Here is a 16158-nt window from a genome sequence, read left to right as displayed (position 1 = left end):
ACTACGCCGGAAGCCGCGTGATTGCTGGCTTCCGGGTGATTCTGCAGCCGTGCCTAGTGTAACGTATGGCCGGTAAAAAGCTGATCAATATCATTCCTGTCGAATCGATAGTGCGCGTGGCAGAACTGGCAGTCCATATCTATGGTTCCCTGTTCCTCCAGTATGCTGTAACACTCGTCTTTGCCAATGGCTTCAAGGGCAACAAGAGTTCTGTCTTTGGAACAACTGCACTGAAATGCCACGGTTTCGGCATCGAAGAGTCGCACCGTTTCTTCATTAAACAGGCGGTGCAGAAGAGTTTCGCTATCAAGTTCCAGCAGTTCATCGGCCTTAACCGTGCGTGCAAGGTGGTTAACCCGCTCCCAGAGTTCGTCATCTTCCTGGGTGGCACCTGGCATACGCTGGAGCATCAGGCCGGCAGCGCCCTGCTCATTGGAAAACAGAAACAGACTGGTGGGGATTTGCTCCGAGCGCTCGAAATATTCTTCCAGGCATCCCCCCAGACTATCCCGCTCCCGAGGCACCACGCCCTGGTAGCGGCTGCCTTGCCGGGGTGTGATGGTAATGGCCATACGCCCGTCGCCCAGCAAATCGTGGAAGCTGTCTTCGGTCACCGCGTGCTCGTCGAATCGTGCAAGCCCGCGAATCTTGCGGTCGTGGCTGCATTCCGCCATGAGTGTTCGAAGCGGGCCTTCGCCCTGGGCCTGAATGGACAGTGTGCCTTCGAACTTCAGGCTGCTGCTCATAACAATGCTGGCTACAAGAGCTTCTCCCAGAAGGCCTCTGACCGACTCGGGATAAGGCGCCTGGCCGGTGATTTCACGGAAGCTCTCGTCAAGCTGTACCCAGGCTCCGCGTACCTGGCTGTGTTCAAATATAAAACGCTGGAACTGGTCGCGGGATGCCATATTGGTTCTCCTGAAAACTGGGTGCTTTAATCGGTGGCTGACAACAGAACGGTCTGGTTCAGATGCTGTTCTGGTCACGGAACCGTTGAATGTCGCGGCGATCTTTCTTGGAAGGGCGCCTTGCCGGCGGCAATTGTGCTGCCTGCATGGTTTTACGTTGCCACGAGAGGTCTTCACGCTTTTTTATGCTGTCTTCGGTTTCGTGGTAGAGCTTTTGAGCTTCCGGCGCACCGCGCCGACGCTCGCTCACTTCATCTACAACCACGACTTTTTCAAGATAACCAAGGCGCAGGGTGAGCGTGGCGCCAGGCTCAACCAGGCGGCCTGGCTTGCAGCGCTGGCTGTTGTAGTGGACTTTGCCGCCTTCTACAGCCTCTTTTGCCAGGGAGCGTGTTTTGTAAAAGCGCGCAGCCCAAAGCCATTTGTCGAGCCTTACCCGTTGATCGTCCGAAGTGGATGCCGCCATATCTCCTCACCTGAAGGGCGTATGCCTCAATTATAGCGCCCTCAGTCATCAGATGGCAGAGGGCTTTTCTGGTGATGGGGCCTTTGCTGGTGAATCGCTGTCAGAACTTCATCAAAGTGGTGCACGCAAGGTATTTCGGGATGAGATTTGCTGGCTGCCTGTTTGCTGTCCGGGGCCAGAATTCCAAGGCATTGGGCAATTCCTGCCGACCGGGCGCTTTCCAGTACGGGGAAACTGTCATCCACCATTAATGTGGAAGCGGCTCTATAGGGGGCAAGTTGTTGCAGGTCCTGCCAAAAGGCGGTGTCTTCTTTGGGTTTGCCCAGCTGATGGCTGGAAACAATACCGTCCACATAGCGGTCGAGGCCTGTGCGCTGCAGTTTCAGCTCTAGAGGATCCGGGTGGCAGTTGGTGACGATGACGGATTGCAGGCCGGCCTTCTTGAGAGATTGAAGAAAGTCCGCCACATGCGGACGGTAGCCGATGCGGTCACTGAGCTCGGATTTCAGTCCGGTTATGTCCAGGGCAAGTTGCTCGCTCCAGTAATCGGTGCAGTAGAAGTTGAGCGTGCCTCTTTGGGCCATGATCATGCTGATGATTTTGTCCCTGGCTTTCTCGGCGTGCATGCCGTTGCGCTCCGCGTAACGCCTGGGCAGGTGTTCCAGCCAGAAATGATTGTCGAAGTGCAGATCAAGCAGTGTGCCGTCCATATCCAGGAATACGGTTTCGAGGGACGTCCAGTTGATCATATGCAAAGCCAGCCTTAAATGTTTTCCTCAGGCTGCCGCAGATCCCGATTTGAGGCAAGCCGGGATATTACGGATGTTGGGCACAGGTCTGCGGCCCAGAGCTACCGCTGGCATCCTGTGCAGTACACGGTAGATCGCCCGTTCATGCGGATTTCCTTCAGCGGTGTTTCGCAGTTCGGGCAAGGCTCTCCGGCGCGGCCATAAACCAGCAATGACTGAGCGAAATAGCCTGGCTTGCCATCGCTGTTCACGAAATCTCGCAGGGTAGTGCCGCCCATCAGGATCGCAGCGCTGAGAATCTCCCGGATAGCTTCCGCAAGACGCTGGTAGCGATCGAGACTGATGCGCCCAGCCTTGCGTTTGGGATGAATGCCGGCGTGGAACAGTGCTTCGTTGGCGTAAATGTTGCCTACGCCGACCACCACATGGCTGTCCATGATGAAGGATTTCACGGGGGTGTTTCTGGAGCGCGATAACTGGAACAGCATTCGACCAGTAAACTCTGCCGATAGCGGTTCCGGCCCAAGGCTGGCAATCAGGGGGTGCGTCTCGGCAGAGTCTGCCCACAGCCAGCAACCAAAGCGACGGGGGTCATTAAAGCGCAGAGTTACGCCGGAATGCAGCACAAGGTCGATGTGGTCGTGTTTCTCTGCCGGTGCGCCATCAGTGATGATGCGAAGGCTGCCAGACATGCCCAGGTGAACGATGGCAGTGCCATGGTCGAGGTTCAGAAAAAGATATTTTGCTCGCCGCTCGACAGTGCGGATAACCTGGCCGTTCATTTGCGCGGCAAGATCGCCGGGCACGGGCCAGCGCAGGCTGCCATTTCGTACTTTGACCTGTTCAATGGTTTGACCTTCACAGTGGGGCGCAATGCCGCGTCTTGTGGTTTCGACTTCAGGTAGTTCGGGCATTCAACCAGTCTCCGGTCAAATTTGTAGGTGTGATGTTGCGCAAATGTGAACGGTAGCAAGCTTGACTTTAAAGCTTGTTGTTTTAGCTAACACCTGTACGCTAAACTGCCGCGAACAGGCGCCTATATTGGTCGCTTCAGGTTTTGATTTGAGGATTAATTATGTGGTTTAACGGTCTCCTTGACCTGTCGGTGATACAGTTGATTCTGGTTGTTCTGGGTATGACCCACGTCACTATCATCAGTGTAACGCTTTATCTGCATCGCCATTCGGCCCATAACTCGCTGGATTTGCATCCTGCACTGAAGCATTTTTTCCGTTTCTGGCTGTGGCTGACCACAGCGCAGAATACCAAAGAATGGACTGCGATCCATCGCAAGCATCACGCCAAGTGTGAAACGGCCGAAGATCCACATAGCCCGGTGGTACTGGGTATAAAGAAGGTGTTATTCGAAGGGGCAGAGTTGTATGCCTCGGCAGCGACTGCTGAAAACCTTGAGCGCTACGGCCAGCGGACCCCGGAAGACTGGATAGAGCGCAATCTTTACAGTCGCCACAGGGCGCTGGGCATTGCTCTGATGGCAGTCATTAATCTGGTGCTTTTTGGTGTTAACGGTATCTGGATCTGGGCAGTGCAGATGGTCTGGATACCTTTCTGGGCAGCCGGTGTTGTGAACGGGATTGGCCACTGGATGGGTTATCGCAATTTCGAGTGTGCGGATAACGCCCGCAACATTTCTCCACTGGGAATTATTATTGGTGGTGAAGAACTGCACAATAACCACCACACCTACCCGAACTCCTCCAAACTTTCACGCCGCTGGTACGAAGTGGATATCGGCTGGGGCTATATCCGCCTGTTCCAGGCGTTTGGTCTTGCCAAACCCAAAGGCTATCGGCCGATCGCCCATTATGTGCCGGGCAAGCAGAACGTGGATGTGGAAACTGTGCAGGCTATTGCCAATAATCGTTTCGACATAATGCGCCAGTACCGCAAACGTGTGACAGAGCCGGTTTTGCGCCAGCAAAAGAGCCTGATGGATGATGAGATACGGCCCAGATATCGTAAACTCAAACAGCTTCTATCGCGGGAAGTTACGCTGATAAAGCCGCGAGATAAAGAGGCGCTGGAATCAGTTCTGGAAAGCAACGCTGTGTTGCGCCAGATTTACGAGATGAGCAACGAGTTACAGGCCCTTTGGCGCCAGCGCGGCCTTAAGCCGCAGGATAAGCTGCACGCGTTGATGGAGTGGTGCAAAGATGCTGAAGCCAGTGGTATCCGCTACCTGGAAGAGTTTGCCGCCCATTTGCGGGCTTATTCGCTGCGCCCTGCGGCTTGAACCACTCTGTATAAGCAGTAAGTGACCTGGCCAGCGGTTTTTTGCCGGTGCAGCTGCCAGTTGGCAGGTGCCGCCGGCGACGGCAGATCACTTTCGTGCTCCACGTATACCCAGCCTCCAGGTTTCACCCAGCCTTGGGTATTCAGCAGTGGGATCAGCGTTGTCAGCCAGCCCTGATGGAATGGTGGGTCCATGAAAATGATATCGAATGGATGCCGTGAGCGCTGGCTCAGGTAGGTGTCTACATTAGCGCAAATCACAGTGCCTGCTTCAGAACCCAGTAGCCTGAGGTTGCCCCGAAGAGCGGCGGCCAAGGCTGTGTTGTTATCAACCAGCGTGGCCTGGCCGGCGCCTCTTGAGAGCGCCTCCAGTCCCAAAGCACCAGAGCCTGCAAACAAGTCCAGGCAATCGCTTCCCGCGATATGAAGCGACAACCAGTTAAACAGGGTTTCCCGTGTGCGTGCTGGTGTTGGGCGAACCCCTCCTGCATCCGGGAAGCGCAGCTTCCGGCTGCGCCAGTCGCCCCCGATAATGCGTAGTTCACCCCCGGCACCTGTGTTCTTGGCGGCGCCCTTGGAAGGCTTGCTTGAAAGGTGCTGGCCTGAGGGTTTTCTTCGGGTCATATGGTTGGCTCCGGAAACGGGCGGCAATATTTTCGGCTGGCGTATCTTAGCGGAAATCGGGCTGTTCATGATAATCCACAGCAACCTCACTTCACTGGGACAGTCTGCTAGAATATGCGCTCTATTTGTCCCGCCCAATCAGACTGATGGTATGACTTTATGATGGCAGAGTGGATTTCGGTCGGCCTACTGGCCCTTCTTGTATTTGTATTTTTTCTGGATATCGCCAGCAATCGCCGCCGTGTACCGCGGCCGAAACCCGTGCCCCAGCGCAAACCGGAGGCAGTCAAAGGCCCTGAGCCTTTGGCGCCGACTGAAAAGCCAGCCCCCACCGCCCCTGAATCCTTGCCGGAGGACGCGCCAACAGCAGTTGCGCCACCGGCAATGCCAGAGCCGGAGCCGGCAAAGGTTCCCGAACCGGAAGCCGCGCCACAACTCAGTGTTTTTGAGCGCATCAAGCAAGGCCTGGGCAAAACCCGCGCAAGCCTGACCGGCGGCATGGCCGACCTGTTTTCGGTAGGCAAGAAAATAGATGAAGACCTGCTGGAAGAAATCGAAACCACGTTGCTGATGGCGGATGTTGGCGTAACGGCCACCTCGGAAATTATTGAATCCCTTACGGACAAACTCCAGCGCAACCAGCTCAAAGACGGCGAAGCACTTCGCAAGGCCCTACGTGACGAGTTGCATGGCCTGTTAAAGAATGTCACCAAGCCGCTGACAATTGATGCCGGAACCAAGCCTTATGTGATTTTGATGGTTGGTGTGAATGGCGTGGGCAAGACCACTACCATTGGCAAACTCACTAAAAAGCTCCAGAGCGAAGGCAAGTCAGTGATGCTGGCGGCAGGGGATACCTTCCGTGCGGCCGCCGTTGAGCAGTTGCAGGTTTGGGGTGAGCGCAATAAGGTTCCGGTGGTGGCTCAGCATACGGGTGCCGACAGTGCCTCCGTGATCTTTGACGCTATACAGTCAGGCCAGTCCCGTGGCGTGGATGTGGTGATCGCAGACACTGCAGGTCGACTGCAAAACAAAGACAATCTGATGGGAGAGTTGGAGAAGGTTGTCCGGGTAATGAAAAAACTGGACGCCACGGCACCTCACGAAGTCATGCTGGTGCTGGACGCGGGCACGGGGCAGAACGCTCTTAGCCAGGCGCAGGTGTTCCAGAAGGCGGTTGGCGTGAGCGGTATTACCTTAACGAAACTGGACGGCACTGCCAAAGGCGGTATCGTATTTGCCATTGCCCGTCAGTTGCAGCTTCCTATCCGGTTTATCGGTGTTGGTGAACAGGTTGATGACCTGCGCAGCTTTGATGCTGAAACCTTTGTGGACGCATTGTTTGCAGACTAGTTTGCCAAATAACCCGGATTGTTGGAGTCGTCGCCCGTTATGATCGAGTTTCGCCAGGTTACCAAGCGATATGACAGTGATCATACTGCGTTGCGGCAGGTGAATTTTCACCTGGATCGCGGTGAGCTGGCGTTTCTGACCGGGCACTCAGGTGCGGGCAAAAGTACCCTGCTGAAACTGCTCATGGTTATGGAGCGCCCCACTGCCGGAGAGGTGGTGGTCGGTGGTCAGGTGCTCAACCGCCTGCCGCGAAGGCAGGTTCCCTACATACGCCGGCACATCGGTGTGGTATTCCAGAATCATCAACTTCTTTTTGATCGCACTGTGTTTGATAACGTGGCCATGCCCTTGGAGGTCATGGGAGCTTCACCCCGTGATGTGGGTCGGCGTGTGCGTGCAGCGCTGGATAAAGTGGGACTGCTCAGTAAGGAAAAAATGAACCCGCTACAGTTATCGGGTGGTGAGCAGCAGCGTGTGGGTATTGCCCGGGCCGTGGTGAACAAGCCGCCTCTACTGCTGGCGGATGAGCCTACAGGTAACCTGGACCCAAAACTTTCTGCAGACATCATGAATCTGTTTGCACAATTCAGCCAGGTAGGTGTAACTGTGCTGATCGCCAGCCACGATCTCGCCCTGATAAACGAAATGGATCGGCGTACCCTGACTCTCGATCACGGCAATCTGATTGCGGGCGGTACCCCACTGCAAGGAGGTTTCCGTGGCCGTTGACCCGTTGTCCAAGCCCCGTAAACCGGATATTGCCCGGGGTGCGAAAGCCTCCCGGTCGCCCTGGCGCGAGCAGGCGGAATCCTACTTCATTCATCATCGAAAAGTGGCACGCGACAGCGCCTCACGCATGTGGCGAACCCCGGTGGCCAGCCTGATGACCTGGACGGTGATGGGCGTTGCGCTGGCATTGCCGGTTGCACTTTTACTTTTGTTGACCAGCCTTCAGGGTGTGAGCGCCGGTTGGGAGAGCGGTGCCCGGGTTACTGCTTATATGAAACTGGACGCCAGCCTTGAGCAGACCCGCAAACTTGCCGAAGAAATTGGCGCAGATGGACGGGTAGATGGAGTTGAATTGATTGACCGTGATCGTGCATTGACAGAATTCCGTGCATCGTCGGGTCTTGATGATGCGTTGGATTATCTGGATGAGAACCCTTTGCCCCACACTCTGCTGATCACGCCTGAGGAAAGTGCAAGGACGGCAGACGGGGTAGCAAGCCTGCTGATGTTTGTTGAAAGCATGGAGGGTATTGAGCGGGTTCAGGTAGATCTGGGCTGGTTGCAACGCCTGAACGCCATGACAGACCTGCTTGCGCGGGCCGTCTGGGCGCTGGCAATCTTGTTGGCGGCAGCGGTGGTGCTGGTGATCGGCAACACGGTAAGGCTATCTATTGAAAGCCGCCGCGATGAGATCCTGGTGGCCAAGCTTGTCGGGGGAACGGATGGTTTCGTGCGCAGGCCCTTCCTTTACACGGGCGCGTGGTTTGGTCTGGGCGGTGGCGTTGTTGCCTGGATACTGCTGCAACTCTCTCTTTGGTGGCTTAGTGGCCCCATTGAGCGCCTTGCTGGTTTATACAGCAGCGACTTCTCGCTGAGCGGCCTGAGTTTTGACGGTGCGTTTGCATTGATTATTGTAGCGATGCTGCTAGGCTGGCTGGGTGCCTGGATAGCAGTAAAGCGCCATCTGGACGATATTGAGCCGGGTGAAATAGCTGGCGGTTAATGATCCGGATTGCGGTAAGAGCGTATTGAATACGGATCGGTTCCGGGGTAGTTTCTAAGGTAGTGAAAGTCAGGGCGAATTCTCCATTTTGTTGATTTAAAACGTTTTACTTGAGAGATTCGGGAACTTTTAAGGTTCTTGGCGGTCCAATCTTTATTCGCTATATTATGCGACCGTCAGGTTCGGAGGCTAAAGCATGGGTACGAGTTTACAGCTTATTGAAAGACTGGTTCCGGGCGCCAATCTCGAGGCTTACATTCAGGCCGCGAGCCGCATTCCGGTACTAACCGTGGATGAAGAGCGGGAACTGGCCGAGCGCCTTCATTACGATGAAGACGTGGATGCAGCTCGCCAGTTGGTTCTGTCGCACCTGCGCTTTGTTATTCATATTGCCCGGAGCTATTCCGGCTATGGTTTGGCACAAGCTGATCTGATCCAGGAAGGCAACGTCGGCCTTATGAAGGCGGTCAAGCGCTTCAACCCGGAGTATGGCGTACGGCTTGTGTCCTTTGCCGTGCACTGGATCAAGGCAGAAATTCACGAGTTCATTCTGCGCAACTGGCGCATTGTGAAAGTGGCGACGACCAAATCCCAGCGTAAACTGTTTTTCAACTTGCGCAGCCAGAAGAAAAAACTGGCTTGGCTAAGCCACGACGAACTGCACGCAGTGGCAGACGATTTGGGTGTTGAGCCAAGGGTTGTGCGGGAAATGGAAGGCCGGCTGGCCTCCCACGACACAGCCTTTGATGGTCCGATGGACGATGATGACGACAGTGCTTACAAGGCGCCGGCGTATTATCTGGAAGACCACCGTAGCGACCCTGCCGTTCAGCTCGAAAAAGCGGACTGGACGGAGGATTCTAACGGCCGTCTGATGGAAGCGTTGGAAATGCTGGATGAGCGCAGCCAGGATATTTTGCGCGAGCGCTGGTTGTCCGAGAGCAAGGCAACGCTTCACCAGTTGGCAGACAAGTACGGTATTTCAGCTGAGCGTATTCGCCAGTTAGAGAAGAATGCCATGAAGAAAATCCGTACGCAGATGACTGAAGAAGCTGCCTGATCAGGCTGTTGATCTGAAAGTACTTTGAAAACGCCACCACCGGTTCCGGTTGGTGGCGTTTTTGTTTGTGTTCTTTGTGACTTATAGTTTGGTGCACGAAGTAATTGGGCAGGCCCTTCCAAAACACGCTGTGAATACATCCCTGTACGCTCGGCTCCGCCATCCATGGCTCCGCACGGTTTTGGAAGGGCCTGCCCAATTACTTCTTCCCGATACTTGAAACCGAGACCTCTAAAATGACTGAGAAACTCCCCCGTATCGCATTTCTTGGCATCGGCCTCATGGGTGCTCCCATGACCCGCAATCTGCTGAATTCAGGCTTCCCAATGACTGTATGGAACCGAACGGCCAGCAAGTGCGAGCCGTTTGCCAGTGAGGCAAGGGTAGCTGAGAGCCCCGTTGATGCAGTGCGAACCGCCGATGTGGTAATCACCATGCTGGAAAACAGCGATGTGGTTGAGCAGGTGTTGGTTGCCAGTGGTGCCATGGCAGCTCTAAAGCCGGGTGCCCTGGTGATTGATATGAGTTCCATTCAGCCGTCGGTCGCTCGTCGGCATGCCGCGCTTGCGATGGAACAGGGCGCTGGCTATGTGGATGCGCCGGTTTCTGGTGGCACGCTGGGTGCTCAGGAAGCGCGGTTAAGTATTATGGCGGGCGGCTCAGAGGGAGATGTTTCCAGAGCTTTGCCCGTGTTTGAGGTGCTGGGTAAGTGCACGAGAATCGGGCCGGTTGGAGCCGGGCAGCTTGCCAAATTGGCTAATCAGGCGATTGTTGGAATTACTATTGGCGCGGTGTCTGAAGCTTTGTTGCTGGCTGCCCAGGGCGGGGCTGATCCGGCCGCGGTGCGGGAGGCACTGATGGGCGGCTTTGCTGGTAGCCGGATTCTGGAATTGCACGGTCAGCGTATGATCGATCGGGATTTTGCGCCTGGCGCGCCAGCGCGGATACAGCTGAAGGACATGCGGATGATTCTGGATGAGGCCCGGGCAGAAGGATTAACGCTGCCGTTGTCGCAGCAGGTGCACAACGAATATCTCTCGCTGGTCGCTAATGGCCACAGTGATGCTGATCACAGTGGCCTGCTGCTGGAGTTGGAGCATATTAACCGCACCCGTCTTGGTTCTGCTGGCCCAAGGTTTAAGGAGTAACTGTCATGCCGCGTTTTGCTGCCAATCTGTCGATGCTATTCACCGAAGTGCCGTTTACCGAGCGTTTTGCCAAAGCGGCGGCGGCCGGGTTTAGGGGCGTGGAGTATCTTTTCCCCTATGAGTGGCCCAAGGAAGAGCTGAGTAAAGCTCTGGAAGACAATGGTTTGACTCAGGTTTTGTTCAATCTGCCGCCGGGTGACTGGGAGGCAGGTGAGCGTGGCATTGCTTGCTTGCCAGGCAGGGTTGATGAGTTCCGCGCCGGGGTGGATCACGCTATTGAGTATGCCCGGGCCCTTGGGTGCAAGCGGCTGAACTGTCTGGCTGGATTGAAGCCGGTCGAACTGGATGAAGATACTGCCTGGCAAACGCTGGTGGCGAATGTGGCCTGGGCAGCGGATAGGCTGGAGGGTGAGGGTATTACGCTGTGCGTTGAGGCAATAAATTCACGGGTCGATATGCCCCGTTTTTTTCTTGATACGTCTGCCAGAGTCATGGCTCTGATTGAGGAAGTGGAGGCCGATAACCTGCGCCTGCAATATGACATCTACCACATGCAAATCATGCAGGGTGACCTTGTGCGCTCTATGGAGTGTTTGCTGCCATGGATTGGGCACATCCAGTTTGCCGATAATCCGGGACGACATGAGCCGGGAACCGGCGAGATTAACTTTTCGAATGTTTTTTCCGCCATCGATAAAATGAATTATGACGGCTGGGTAAGTGCGGAGTACCTGCCTTCCGGGGCGACGGCAGATAGCTTGCACTGGTTGCCGTCATAGAACCGACCGTCGCCATTGGCGACACCCTCTTACAAGATCGTAACTGGCCGGTGCCCCGAGTTATTCGTACTCTGTTGTTAATGTAATCCGCTATCAGGAGGGGATCCGGTGAAAGCGCTGGTAATCGAAGACGATCAGGACGTAGCAAATTATCTTGTTAAAGGGCTGAAAGAATCAGACTTCGTGGTTGATCACGCTGCCGATGGCAAAGACGGCATGATGATGGCCGCCAGCGAAGAGTACGACATCATGATTGTCGACCGCATGCTTCCGGGCATGGACGGGCTCTCTATCATCAAGACCGTTCGCGCCACGGGAAACCAGGTTCCGGTTCTTATACTCAGCGCGCTGGGTGATGTAGACGATCGTGTTGAAGGCCTGCGGGGTGGCGGTGATGACTACCTTACCAAGCCTTTCTCCTTCACTGAGCTTCTTGCCCGGATTGAATCGCTGGTTCGCCGAAACCGCCAGTCGGCGGAAACTGAAACCGTGCTGCGTGTAGCCGATCTGGAAATGGATTTGCTCGCCCGAACGGTTAAGCGCTCCGGTCAGAACATTGATGTTCAGCCCCGGGAGTTCCGGTTGCTGGAGTACTTGATGCGCAACGCCGGCCAGGTGGTCACCCGGACAATGCTGTTGGAAAAAGTCTGGGATTATCACTTCGATCCCCAAACCAACGTGATTGATGTGCATATCAGCCGTCTGCGGGCAAAGATTGATAAGGAATTCGAAACTCCCTTACTGCAAACCGTGAGGGGTGCAGGGTACATGTTACGTGAAACTGCTTAGCCAGCTCAGGACATCGTCCTTCCAGCTTGCCCTGCTGTATATGGTGGTGTTTGCCACCTCGGTATTTTTATTACTGGCCTTTATTTACTGGCGTACAGCGGGTTTTATGACCGCTCAGACCGACGAAACCATTGAAGCGGAAATCGCCGGACTGGCGGAGCAATACAGAGGGCGCGGTGTAAACGGCCTGATCACGATTATTCGTGAGCGGGTTGCCCGCGATCCCAATGCAAAAACCATCTACTTGCTGACCACCGAAGACTTCCTCAAGCTGGCCGGCAATCTGGAAACCTGGCCAGAGGGCAGTCCCTCAGAGGGTGGTTGGGTTAACTTTACGCTCAGTTCAGCTGTGGGCTGGAAAGGGCCGGAGCGCTTGGCCCGGGCCCGAATATTTGAAGTTCAGGGCGGTTTGCGGCTATTGGTGGGTCGAGATGTTGACGAGCTCACCAGCCTCAAAAGAGTAATTGAAACGGCCATCAACTGGGGCATGGGGATCACCCTTGCGCTGGCACTGCTCGGTGGCTATTTGATGAGCCGAAATACCATTCGCCGCATAGAGGTCATCAATAATACCTCCCGGCGAATAATGAACGGTCACCTCTCCCTGCGTATACCTACCCGTGGCACTGAGGACGATTTCGATCAGCTGGCAGAAAACCTGAATCAGATGTTGGACCGGATTGTTTATCTGATGGAAGGTATCCGCCATGTGTCTGACAGCATTGCCCACGACCTTCGTACGCCTCTCACGCGATTGCGGAACCAGCTTGAAAACACTCTGATGTCTGTCGATAACGATGAGGCACGGGAACAGGCCGGCCGCGCTGTAGCAGAAGCAGACCAGCTCCTTGCGACATTTAATGCGCTGCTGCGCATCGCGCGTCTGGAAACAAAAGGTAATTCGTCTGATATGAAGCGGGTGGCTCTGGACGAATTGGTGTCTGATGCCTGTGAGCTATACGAGGCGGTGGCAGAGGATAAAGATCAAACGTTTGAGCAGTCTCTGGAGCCTGGCGTAATGCTCGAAGGCGACCGGGATCTGTTATTCCAGATGATCAGTAACCTGATCGATAACGCGATTAAATACACGCCCGAGCATGGTGCCATTGGTGTAGCTGTGCGGAGAGACGGCGATGACGCTGTTTTCGAAGTCAGCGATAGCGGTATCGGTATTCCTGACGATGAAAAAGATCAGGTATTCCAGCGTTTTTATCGGGTTGGGAAAAGTCGTTCGCTTCCCGGCAATGGCTTGGGTCTAAGCCTGGTCAGTGCCGTTGCAGAAATTCATAAAGGGCGGATTATACTTAGCGATACTGATGAGACACAGCAGCCGCCCGGATTGACGGTTGCTGTGTACATGCCTGCGGCTCACCCGTGCGCGCAAGCGCATACGGGCTACCCAGGCAGAACAGGCGTTGGCGCCGGCCACCGGTGACGCTACTGGTGCCACAGAGACCGACCGCGCCTGAGTCTTAGTGACTCGGGCGGAACCGGTTCACTTGCGACATAACCGGCGCGAATAAAGCATCGGTTCGGGTTTCAATCTTCTGGGTGATGCGCTCAATCTGAGTGCGACGAAGGTTGATGCGCACCTGAATGCTGTCCCACTCACCTTCAAGGTGTTTCTGTTCTGACATCAGAAAAGCCGCGATGTTGTGGCGGTTAACTTTTCCGGTAATGCCCATCTGGTCAAGGCGGAAACCCAGCGCGTCTACGCCTTCAAGAGCCATGTTCAGAAGCTTCTGTGTGTTCATTTATGCTATCTCCATAACTGGAAGCGGGTATAAGGTTCGATACCTTAACGCTATCCCGGTCCCCTAGAGTGTACAACCTAATTTTCTGCACATACTTGCCTGGTTCTCCCTGACTAAAAGGTAATTCATCGGCAAGGGCGTGGTAATTCCGGGTGTGTAGAATTGAAGCTGTAGATAGAGGCAAGCACGAATAGCAGCTTGCTTCTCCCTCCAGCACAGCGCTAGCCTTACCCCGTTTTTACGGGGTTTTTTTATGCCTGGTTGTTCTACTTTTCGTAAGTAATTGAGTTGATGTACCAGGTGATTGTTCCTGCATCGGTTCTTACCTCGGCCTCATCGCCTACTTCTTTTTTCAGAAGAGCCCGGGCCATCGGTGAGTCGATGGAAATGTAGTCATTGCGGTTGAATATCTCATCGTAGCCAACGATTCGGAACTTCAGGGTTTTGCTATCGTCGTTTTCAACTTCTACCCAGGCCCCGAAAAATACTTTTCCTTCCTGATCCGGGTGGTACTCCACTACCTTCAGATTGTCCAGGCAGCGTCTCAGGTAGCGTACTCGGCGATCAATCTCTCTGAGTCGTTTCTTGTTGTACTGATAGTCTGCGTTCTCACTGCGATCGCCAAGGCTGGCCGCCCAGGTAACTTTTTTGGTGACCTCCGGGCGCTCAAATCTCCAGAGTTCGTCGTGTTCCTTTTGCAGATCATCGTAGCCCTGCCGGGTGATAAGTGGCGTCTTCAAAGCGGCTCCTGTTGTCCAAAGGTGGTGCGAAACTGGCAATCTTATTCATCCGAGCCAGTGAAAGTTGTCACAAAACGGTCAATTAACTGAGAAACACGACCAGTTTGGCGATAGACTGATCGAAAATTGACACAATTCTAAAAAGCGTGTCTTCGAGGGCAAATCTAATGAATCTCTTGCACCGTTCTGTCAGAGCGCCGAAATTGATGCACTCCGGTTTGGCTTCTGTCGTTTTCCTGTTCATGGTAACAGGATTGGCCAGTGCGCAGACCAGTCCTGGCGAGAGCCAGGTGTTTGAGGTTGAGCAGCGGTCAACGCTGGAGACTATCCCTTTCAACTCCATTGCTGAAGATGTGCTCTCGGACACGGTGATAGAGGGTGGTTTGGCTGCGCCCGCTGAGGGTGTTCCTGTGCAGCAAGCGGGTGCTGACGATTTCTATCTTGACCCCTTGGCGCTGCAGCCGGGTGACGGCCGTACGGACCTCGGGCGCTCCCAGATACCAGTAGAGTTTCGCTTCAGCAATCCCAAATCCCTTCCCGGGCAGACACACAGCAATAATTACGTAATTCGCCCACCAGAAAACCGCACCTACGAAGCTCTCAATGTGAACATGAACGGCCGCTGACAGGCCCGGAAAATGCAGGAAGGCGTTAAATTACAGGTGGTGTGATCCCGGCAGTGTTTTGGCCGGGACCGGAAAGCTGAGGTGGCTTACTTCAGGGCTTCGAGCTTGTCGATGTACTTCTGCATGGCGTCGTCTTTCGACATACCTTTGCACTTTTCCCAAGCGTCATACTTGGCGCGGCCAACAAAATCCATCATACCCGGGCGCTTGCCTGACACATCACCTTCGGTGCCCTGCTTATACAGTGCGTAGAACTCCAGCTTCATCTCGTTGGATGGCTTGAAGTCACCTTCGGCATTTTGAATGTAGTTTACTGCCTCTTCGAAACGGGATTTCACGTCGCTCATATCAATCTCCTCCTTGGTTATTGTGAAAATACTTTTAAAGCTTTAACTATGGTTTCAGGAGTATAGCTACGACGCTGCGTGCCGTCATTGACCAAATTTCCTGAGGCTGTGGCCAGTGGGTCACATGTACATGCCTGGGCACAAACACTTTGGCAAAAGTTTGCCCGCGCGCACAGTTTGAGGCGCTGCTGGCCAATTATTGCTTGAGAAACCTGAGCCACATGTGTACAGTTTTGTCGCTGCGTGCCAGGACGGTACGCACGAAGGATTGAACAACTGCAAATGATTTGCACAGGGAGCAAGCCATGTCGTCCAAAGACGGTTCTGTCGCGCCGAAAGAGCGCATCAATATCAAATATGTCCCCGCCACCGGAGATCAGCAGGCTGAAACCGAACTGCCGCTGAAGATGTTCGTCGTTGGTGATTTTAAAGGACACGCCGAAGAAACCCCCATCGAAGAACGCAAAGCCATTTCCGTCGACAAGAACAACTTCCGTTCTGTCATGAAGGAAGCCGGCCTTACGTTATCTACTACTGTATCCAACCAGCTGGAAGAGCAGGCCGACGAACTGCCGGTCAACCTCGAATTCCAGTCCCTGGATGACTTCTCGCCCGACAGCATTGCCCGTCAGGTTCCTGAGCTGAAGAAGCTGATCGAGTTGCGGGAAGCACTTGTCGCTTTGAAAGGCCCTCTGGGTAACGTGCCTTCGTTCCGTTCCAAGCTGCAGGAGTTGCTGGATAACGACGAAGCCCGTGAAACCCTCTTGTCTGAGCTGGAACTGGCTACAGAAGGCGAGTAATCATTGCTGCCGCCTTCACGCGGTACACAA

General features: G+C 54.5%; 18 protein-coding genes and 1 pseudogene. 11 read left to right on the top strand and 8 right to left on the bottom strand.

Annotated features, from left to right (window positions below):
- Positions 1-53: 53 nt before the first annotated feature.
- From hslO to mutM, 4 genes are all read right to left on the bottom strand, one after another.
- Entirely contained in the window at positions 54-908 is an 855-nt protein-coding gene (gene hslO / locus FE848_RS08600) for an Hsp33 family molecular chaperone HslO (protein ID WP_200202376.1), read from the bottom strand.
- A gap of 58 nt (positions 909-966) precedes the next feature.
- Positions 967-1374 carry a ribosome-associated heat shock protein Hsp15 gene (hslR, locus tag FE848_RS08595; RefSeq protein WP_200202375.1) on the bottom strand — a complete coding sequence of 136 codons (408 nt, stop codon included), beginning with the start codon at positions 1372-1374 and terminating at the stop codon, positions 967-969.
- A gap of 41 nt (positions 1375-1415) precedes the next feature.
- Complete coding sequence (gene yrfG, locus FE848_RS08590; RefSeq protein WP_200202374.1) at positions 1416-2123, bottom strand: GMP/IMP nucleotidase; 708 nt, start codon at positions 2121-2123, stop codon at positions 1416-1418.
- Positions 2124-2224: 101 nt separating this feature from the next.
- Positions 2225-3037: a bifunctional DNA-formamidopyrimidine glycosylase/DNA-(apurinic or apyrimidinic site) lyase gene (gene mutM, locus FE848_RS08585; RefSeq protein ID WP_200202373.1), complete on the bottom strand. Its 813-nt coding sequence runs from the start codon at positions 3035-3037 to the stop codon at positions 2225-2227.
- A gap of 161 nt (positions 3038-3198) precedes the next feature.
- Here mutM and FE848_RS08580 point away from each other — a divergent pair, with 161 nt between their 5' ends.
- Positions 3199-4377, top strand: coding sequence for a fatty acid desaturase (locus FE848_RS08580; RefSeq protein ID WP_200202372.1), 1179 nt, complete (start codon positions 3199-3201; stop codon positions 4375-4377).
- Here the strand turns inward: FE848_RS08580 and rsmD are convergent.
- The gene (rsmD, locus tag FE848_RS08575; protein ID WP_200202371.1) at positions 4353-5000 is read right to left on the bottom strand and encodes a 16S rRNA (guanine(966)-N(2))-methyltransferase RsmD; all 648 of its coding nucleotides are present in this window, start codon (positions 4998-5000) and stop codon (positions 4353-4355) included. The genes FE848_RS08580 and rsmD overlap by 25 nt on opposite strands.
- A gap of 159 nt (positions 5001-5159) precedes the next feature.
- Between rsmD and ftsY the strand changes: the two genes are divergently transcribed.
- From ftsY to FE848_RS08535, 8 genes and pseudogenes are all read left to right on the top strand, one after another.
- A complete protein-coding gene (ftsY, locus tag FE848_RS08570; RefSeq protein ID WP_200202370.1) occupies positions 5160-6353 on the top strand; it encodes a signal recognition particle-docking protein FtsY in 1194 nt (397 codons plus the stop codon).
- A gap of 39 nt (positions 6354-6392) precedes the next feature.
- Entirely contained in the window at positions 6393-7082 is a 690-nt protein-coding gene (gene ftsE / locus FE848_RS08565) for a cell division ATP-binding protein FtsE (protein ID WP_200202369.1), read from the top strand.
- Positions 7072-8085: a permease-like cell division protein FtsX gene (ftsX, locus tag FE848_RS08560; RefSeq protein WP_310966443.1), complete on the top strand. Its 1014-nt coding sequence runs from the start codon at positions 7072-7074 to the stop codon at positions 8083-8085. Before ftsE ends, ftsX begins: the two co-directional genes overlap by 11 nt.
- A gap of 196 nt (positions 8086-8281) precedes the next feature.
- Complete coding sequence (gene rpoH / locus FE848_RS08555; protein WP_200202368.1) at positions 8282-9145, top strand: RNA polymerase sigma factor RpoH; 864 nt, start codon at positions 8282-8284, stop codon at positions 9143-9145.
- Positions 9146-9381: 236 nt separating this feature from the next.
- Positions 9382-10293 (top strand): NAD(P)-dependent oxidoreductase, encoded by a 912-nt coding sequence (locus FE848_RS08550; protein ID WP_200202367.1) that lies wholly within the window; start codon positions 9382-9384, stop codon positions 10291-10293.
- 5 nt (positions 10294-10298) lie between these two features.
- Entirely contained in the window at positions 10299-11072 is a 774-nt protein-coding gene (hyi, locus tag FE848_RS08545) for a hydroxypyruvate isomerase (RefSeq protein ID WP_200202366.1), read from the top strand.
- 108 nt (positions 11073-11180) lie between these two features.
- Positions 11181-11861, top strand: a complete 681-nt coding sequence (locus tag FE848_RS08540; RefSeq protein ID WP_100637889.1) for a response regulator transcription factor — start codon at positions 11181-11183, stop codon at positions 11859-11861.
- Positions 11848-13330 (top strand): annotated as a pseudogene (locus tag FE848_RS08535) (ATP-binding protein). Before FE848_RS08540 ends, FE848_RS08535 begins: the two are co-directional and overlap by 14 nt.
- Positions 13331-13333: 3 nt before the next feature.
- Here FE848_RS08535 and FE848_RS08530 read toward each other — a convergent pair.
- Both FE848_RS08530 and greB read right to left on the bottom strand, forming a co-directional pair.
- Entirely contained in the window at positions 13334-13615 is a 282-nt protein-coding gene (locus FE848_RS08530; protein WP_200202365.1) for a hypothetical protein, read from the bottom strand.
- Between the two features lie 266 nt (positions 13616-13881).
- Positions 13882-14355: a transcription elongation factor GreB gene (greB, locus tag FE848_RS08525; RefSeq protein WP_200202364.1), complete on the bottom strand. Its 474-nt coding sequence runs from the start codon at positions 14353-14355 to the stop codon at positions 13882-13884.
- 167 nt (positions 14356-14522) lie between these two features.
- Between greB and FE848_RS08520 the strand changes: the two genes are divergently transcribed.
- Entirely contained in the window at positions 14523-14981 is a 459-nt protein-coding gene (locus FE848_RS08520; protein ID WP_227714732.1) for a hypothetical protein, read from the top strand.
- Between the two features lie 86 nt (positions 14982-15067).
- Here the strand turns inward: FE848_RS08520 and FE848_RS08515 are convergent, their stop codons facing one another.
- Complete coding sequence (locus FE848_RS08515; protein ID WP_200202363.1) at positions 15068-15328, bottom strand: acyl-CoA-binding protein; 261 nt, start codon at positions 15326-15328, stop codon at positions 15068-15070.
- 305 nt (positions 15329-15633) lie between these two features.
- Here FE848_RS08515 and tssB point away from each other — a divergent pair, with 305 nt between their 5' ends.
- Positions 15634-16128, top strand: a complete 495-nt coding sequence (gene tssB / locus FE848_RS08510) for a type VI secretion system contractile sheath small subunit (RefSeq protein ID WP_200202362.1) — start codon at positions 15634-15636, stop codon at positions 16126-16128.
- The last annotated feature ends 30 nt before the right edge of the window (positions 16129-16158 follow it).

The sequence above is a fragment of the Marinobacter sp. 1-3A genome, assembly GCF_016597775.1.
In the GTDB taxonomy this organism is placed as follows: domain Bacteria; phylum Pseudomonadota; class Gammaproteobacteria; order Pseudomonadales; family Oleiphilaceae; genus Marinobacter; species Marinobacter xiaoshiensis.
This window is presented reverse-complemented; position numbering and strand designations above follow the sequence as displayed.

Coding starts and splice junctions, on each gene's coding strand:
- hslO (WP_200202376.1), bottom strand. CDS start 908: ATGGCATCCCGCGACCAGTTCCAGCGTTTTATATTTGAACACAGCCAG.
- hslR (WP_200202375.1), bottom strand. CDS start 1,374: ATGGCGGCATCCACTTCGGACGATCAACGGGTAAGGCTCGACAAATGG.
- yrfG (WP_200202374.1), bottom strand. CDS start 2,123: ATGATCAACTGGACGTCCCTCGAAACCGTATTCCTGGATATGGACGGC.
- mutM (WP_200202373.1), bottom strand. CDS start 3,037: ATGCCCGAACTACCTGAAGTCGAAACCACAAGACGCGGCATTGCGCCC.
- FE848_RS08580 (WP_200202372.1), top strand. CDS start 3,199: ATGTGGTTTAACGGTCTCCTTGACCTGTCGGTGATACAGTTGATTCTG.
- rsmD (WP_200202371.1), bottom strand. CDS start 5,000: ATGACCCGAAGAAAACCCTCAGGCCAGCACCTTTCAAGCAAGCCTTCC.
- ftsY (WP_200202370.1), top strand. CDS start 5,160: ATGATGGCAGAGTGGATTTCGGTCGGCCTACTGGCCCTTCTTGTATTT.
- ftsE (WP_200202369.1), top strand. CDS start 6,393: ATGATCGAGTTTCGCCAGGTTACCAAGCGATATGACAGTGATCATACT.
- rpoH (WP_200202368.1), top strand. CDS start 8,282: ATGGGTACGAGTTTACAGCTTATTGAAAGACTGGTTCCGGGCGCCAAT.
- FE848_RS08550 (WP_200202367.1), top strand. CDS start 9,382: ATGACTGAGAAACTCCCCCGTATCGCATTTCTTGGCATCGGCCTCATG.
- hyi (WP_200202366.1), top strand. CDS start 10,299: ATGCCGCGTTTTGCTGCCAATCTGTCGATGCTATTCACCGAAGTGCCG.
- FE848_RS08530 (WP_200202365.1), bottom strand. CDS start 13,615: ATGAACACACAGAAGCTTCTGAACATGGCTCTTGAAGGCGTAGACGCG.
- FE848_RS08520 (WP_227714732.1), top strand. CDS start 14,523: ATGAATCTCTTGCACCGTTCTGTCAGAGCGCCGAAATTGATGCACTCC.
- FE848_RS08515 (WP_200202363.1), bottom strand. CDS start 15,328: ATGAGCGACGTGAAATCCCGTTTCGAAGAGGCAGTAAACTACATTCAA.
- tssB (WP_200202362.1), top strand. CDS start 15,634: ATGTCGTCCAAAGACGGTTCTGTCGCGCCGAAAGAGCGCATCAATATC.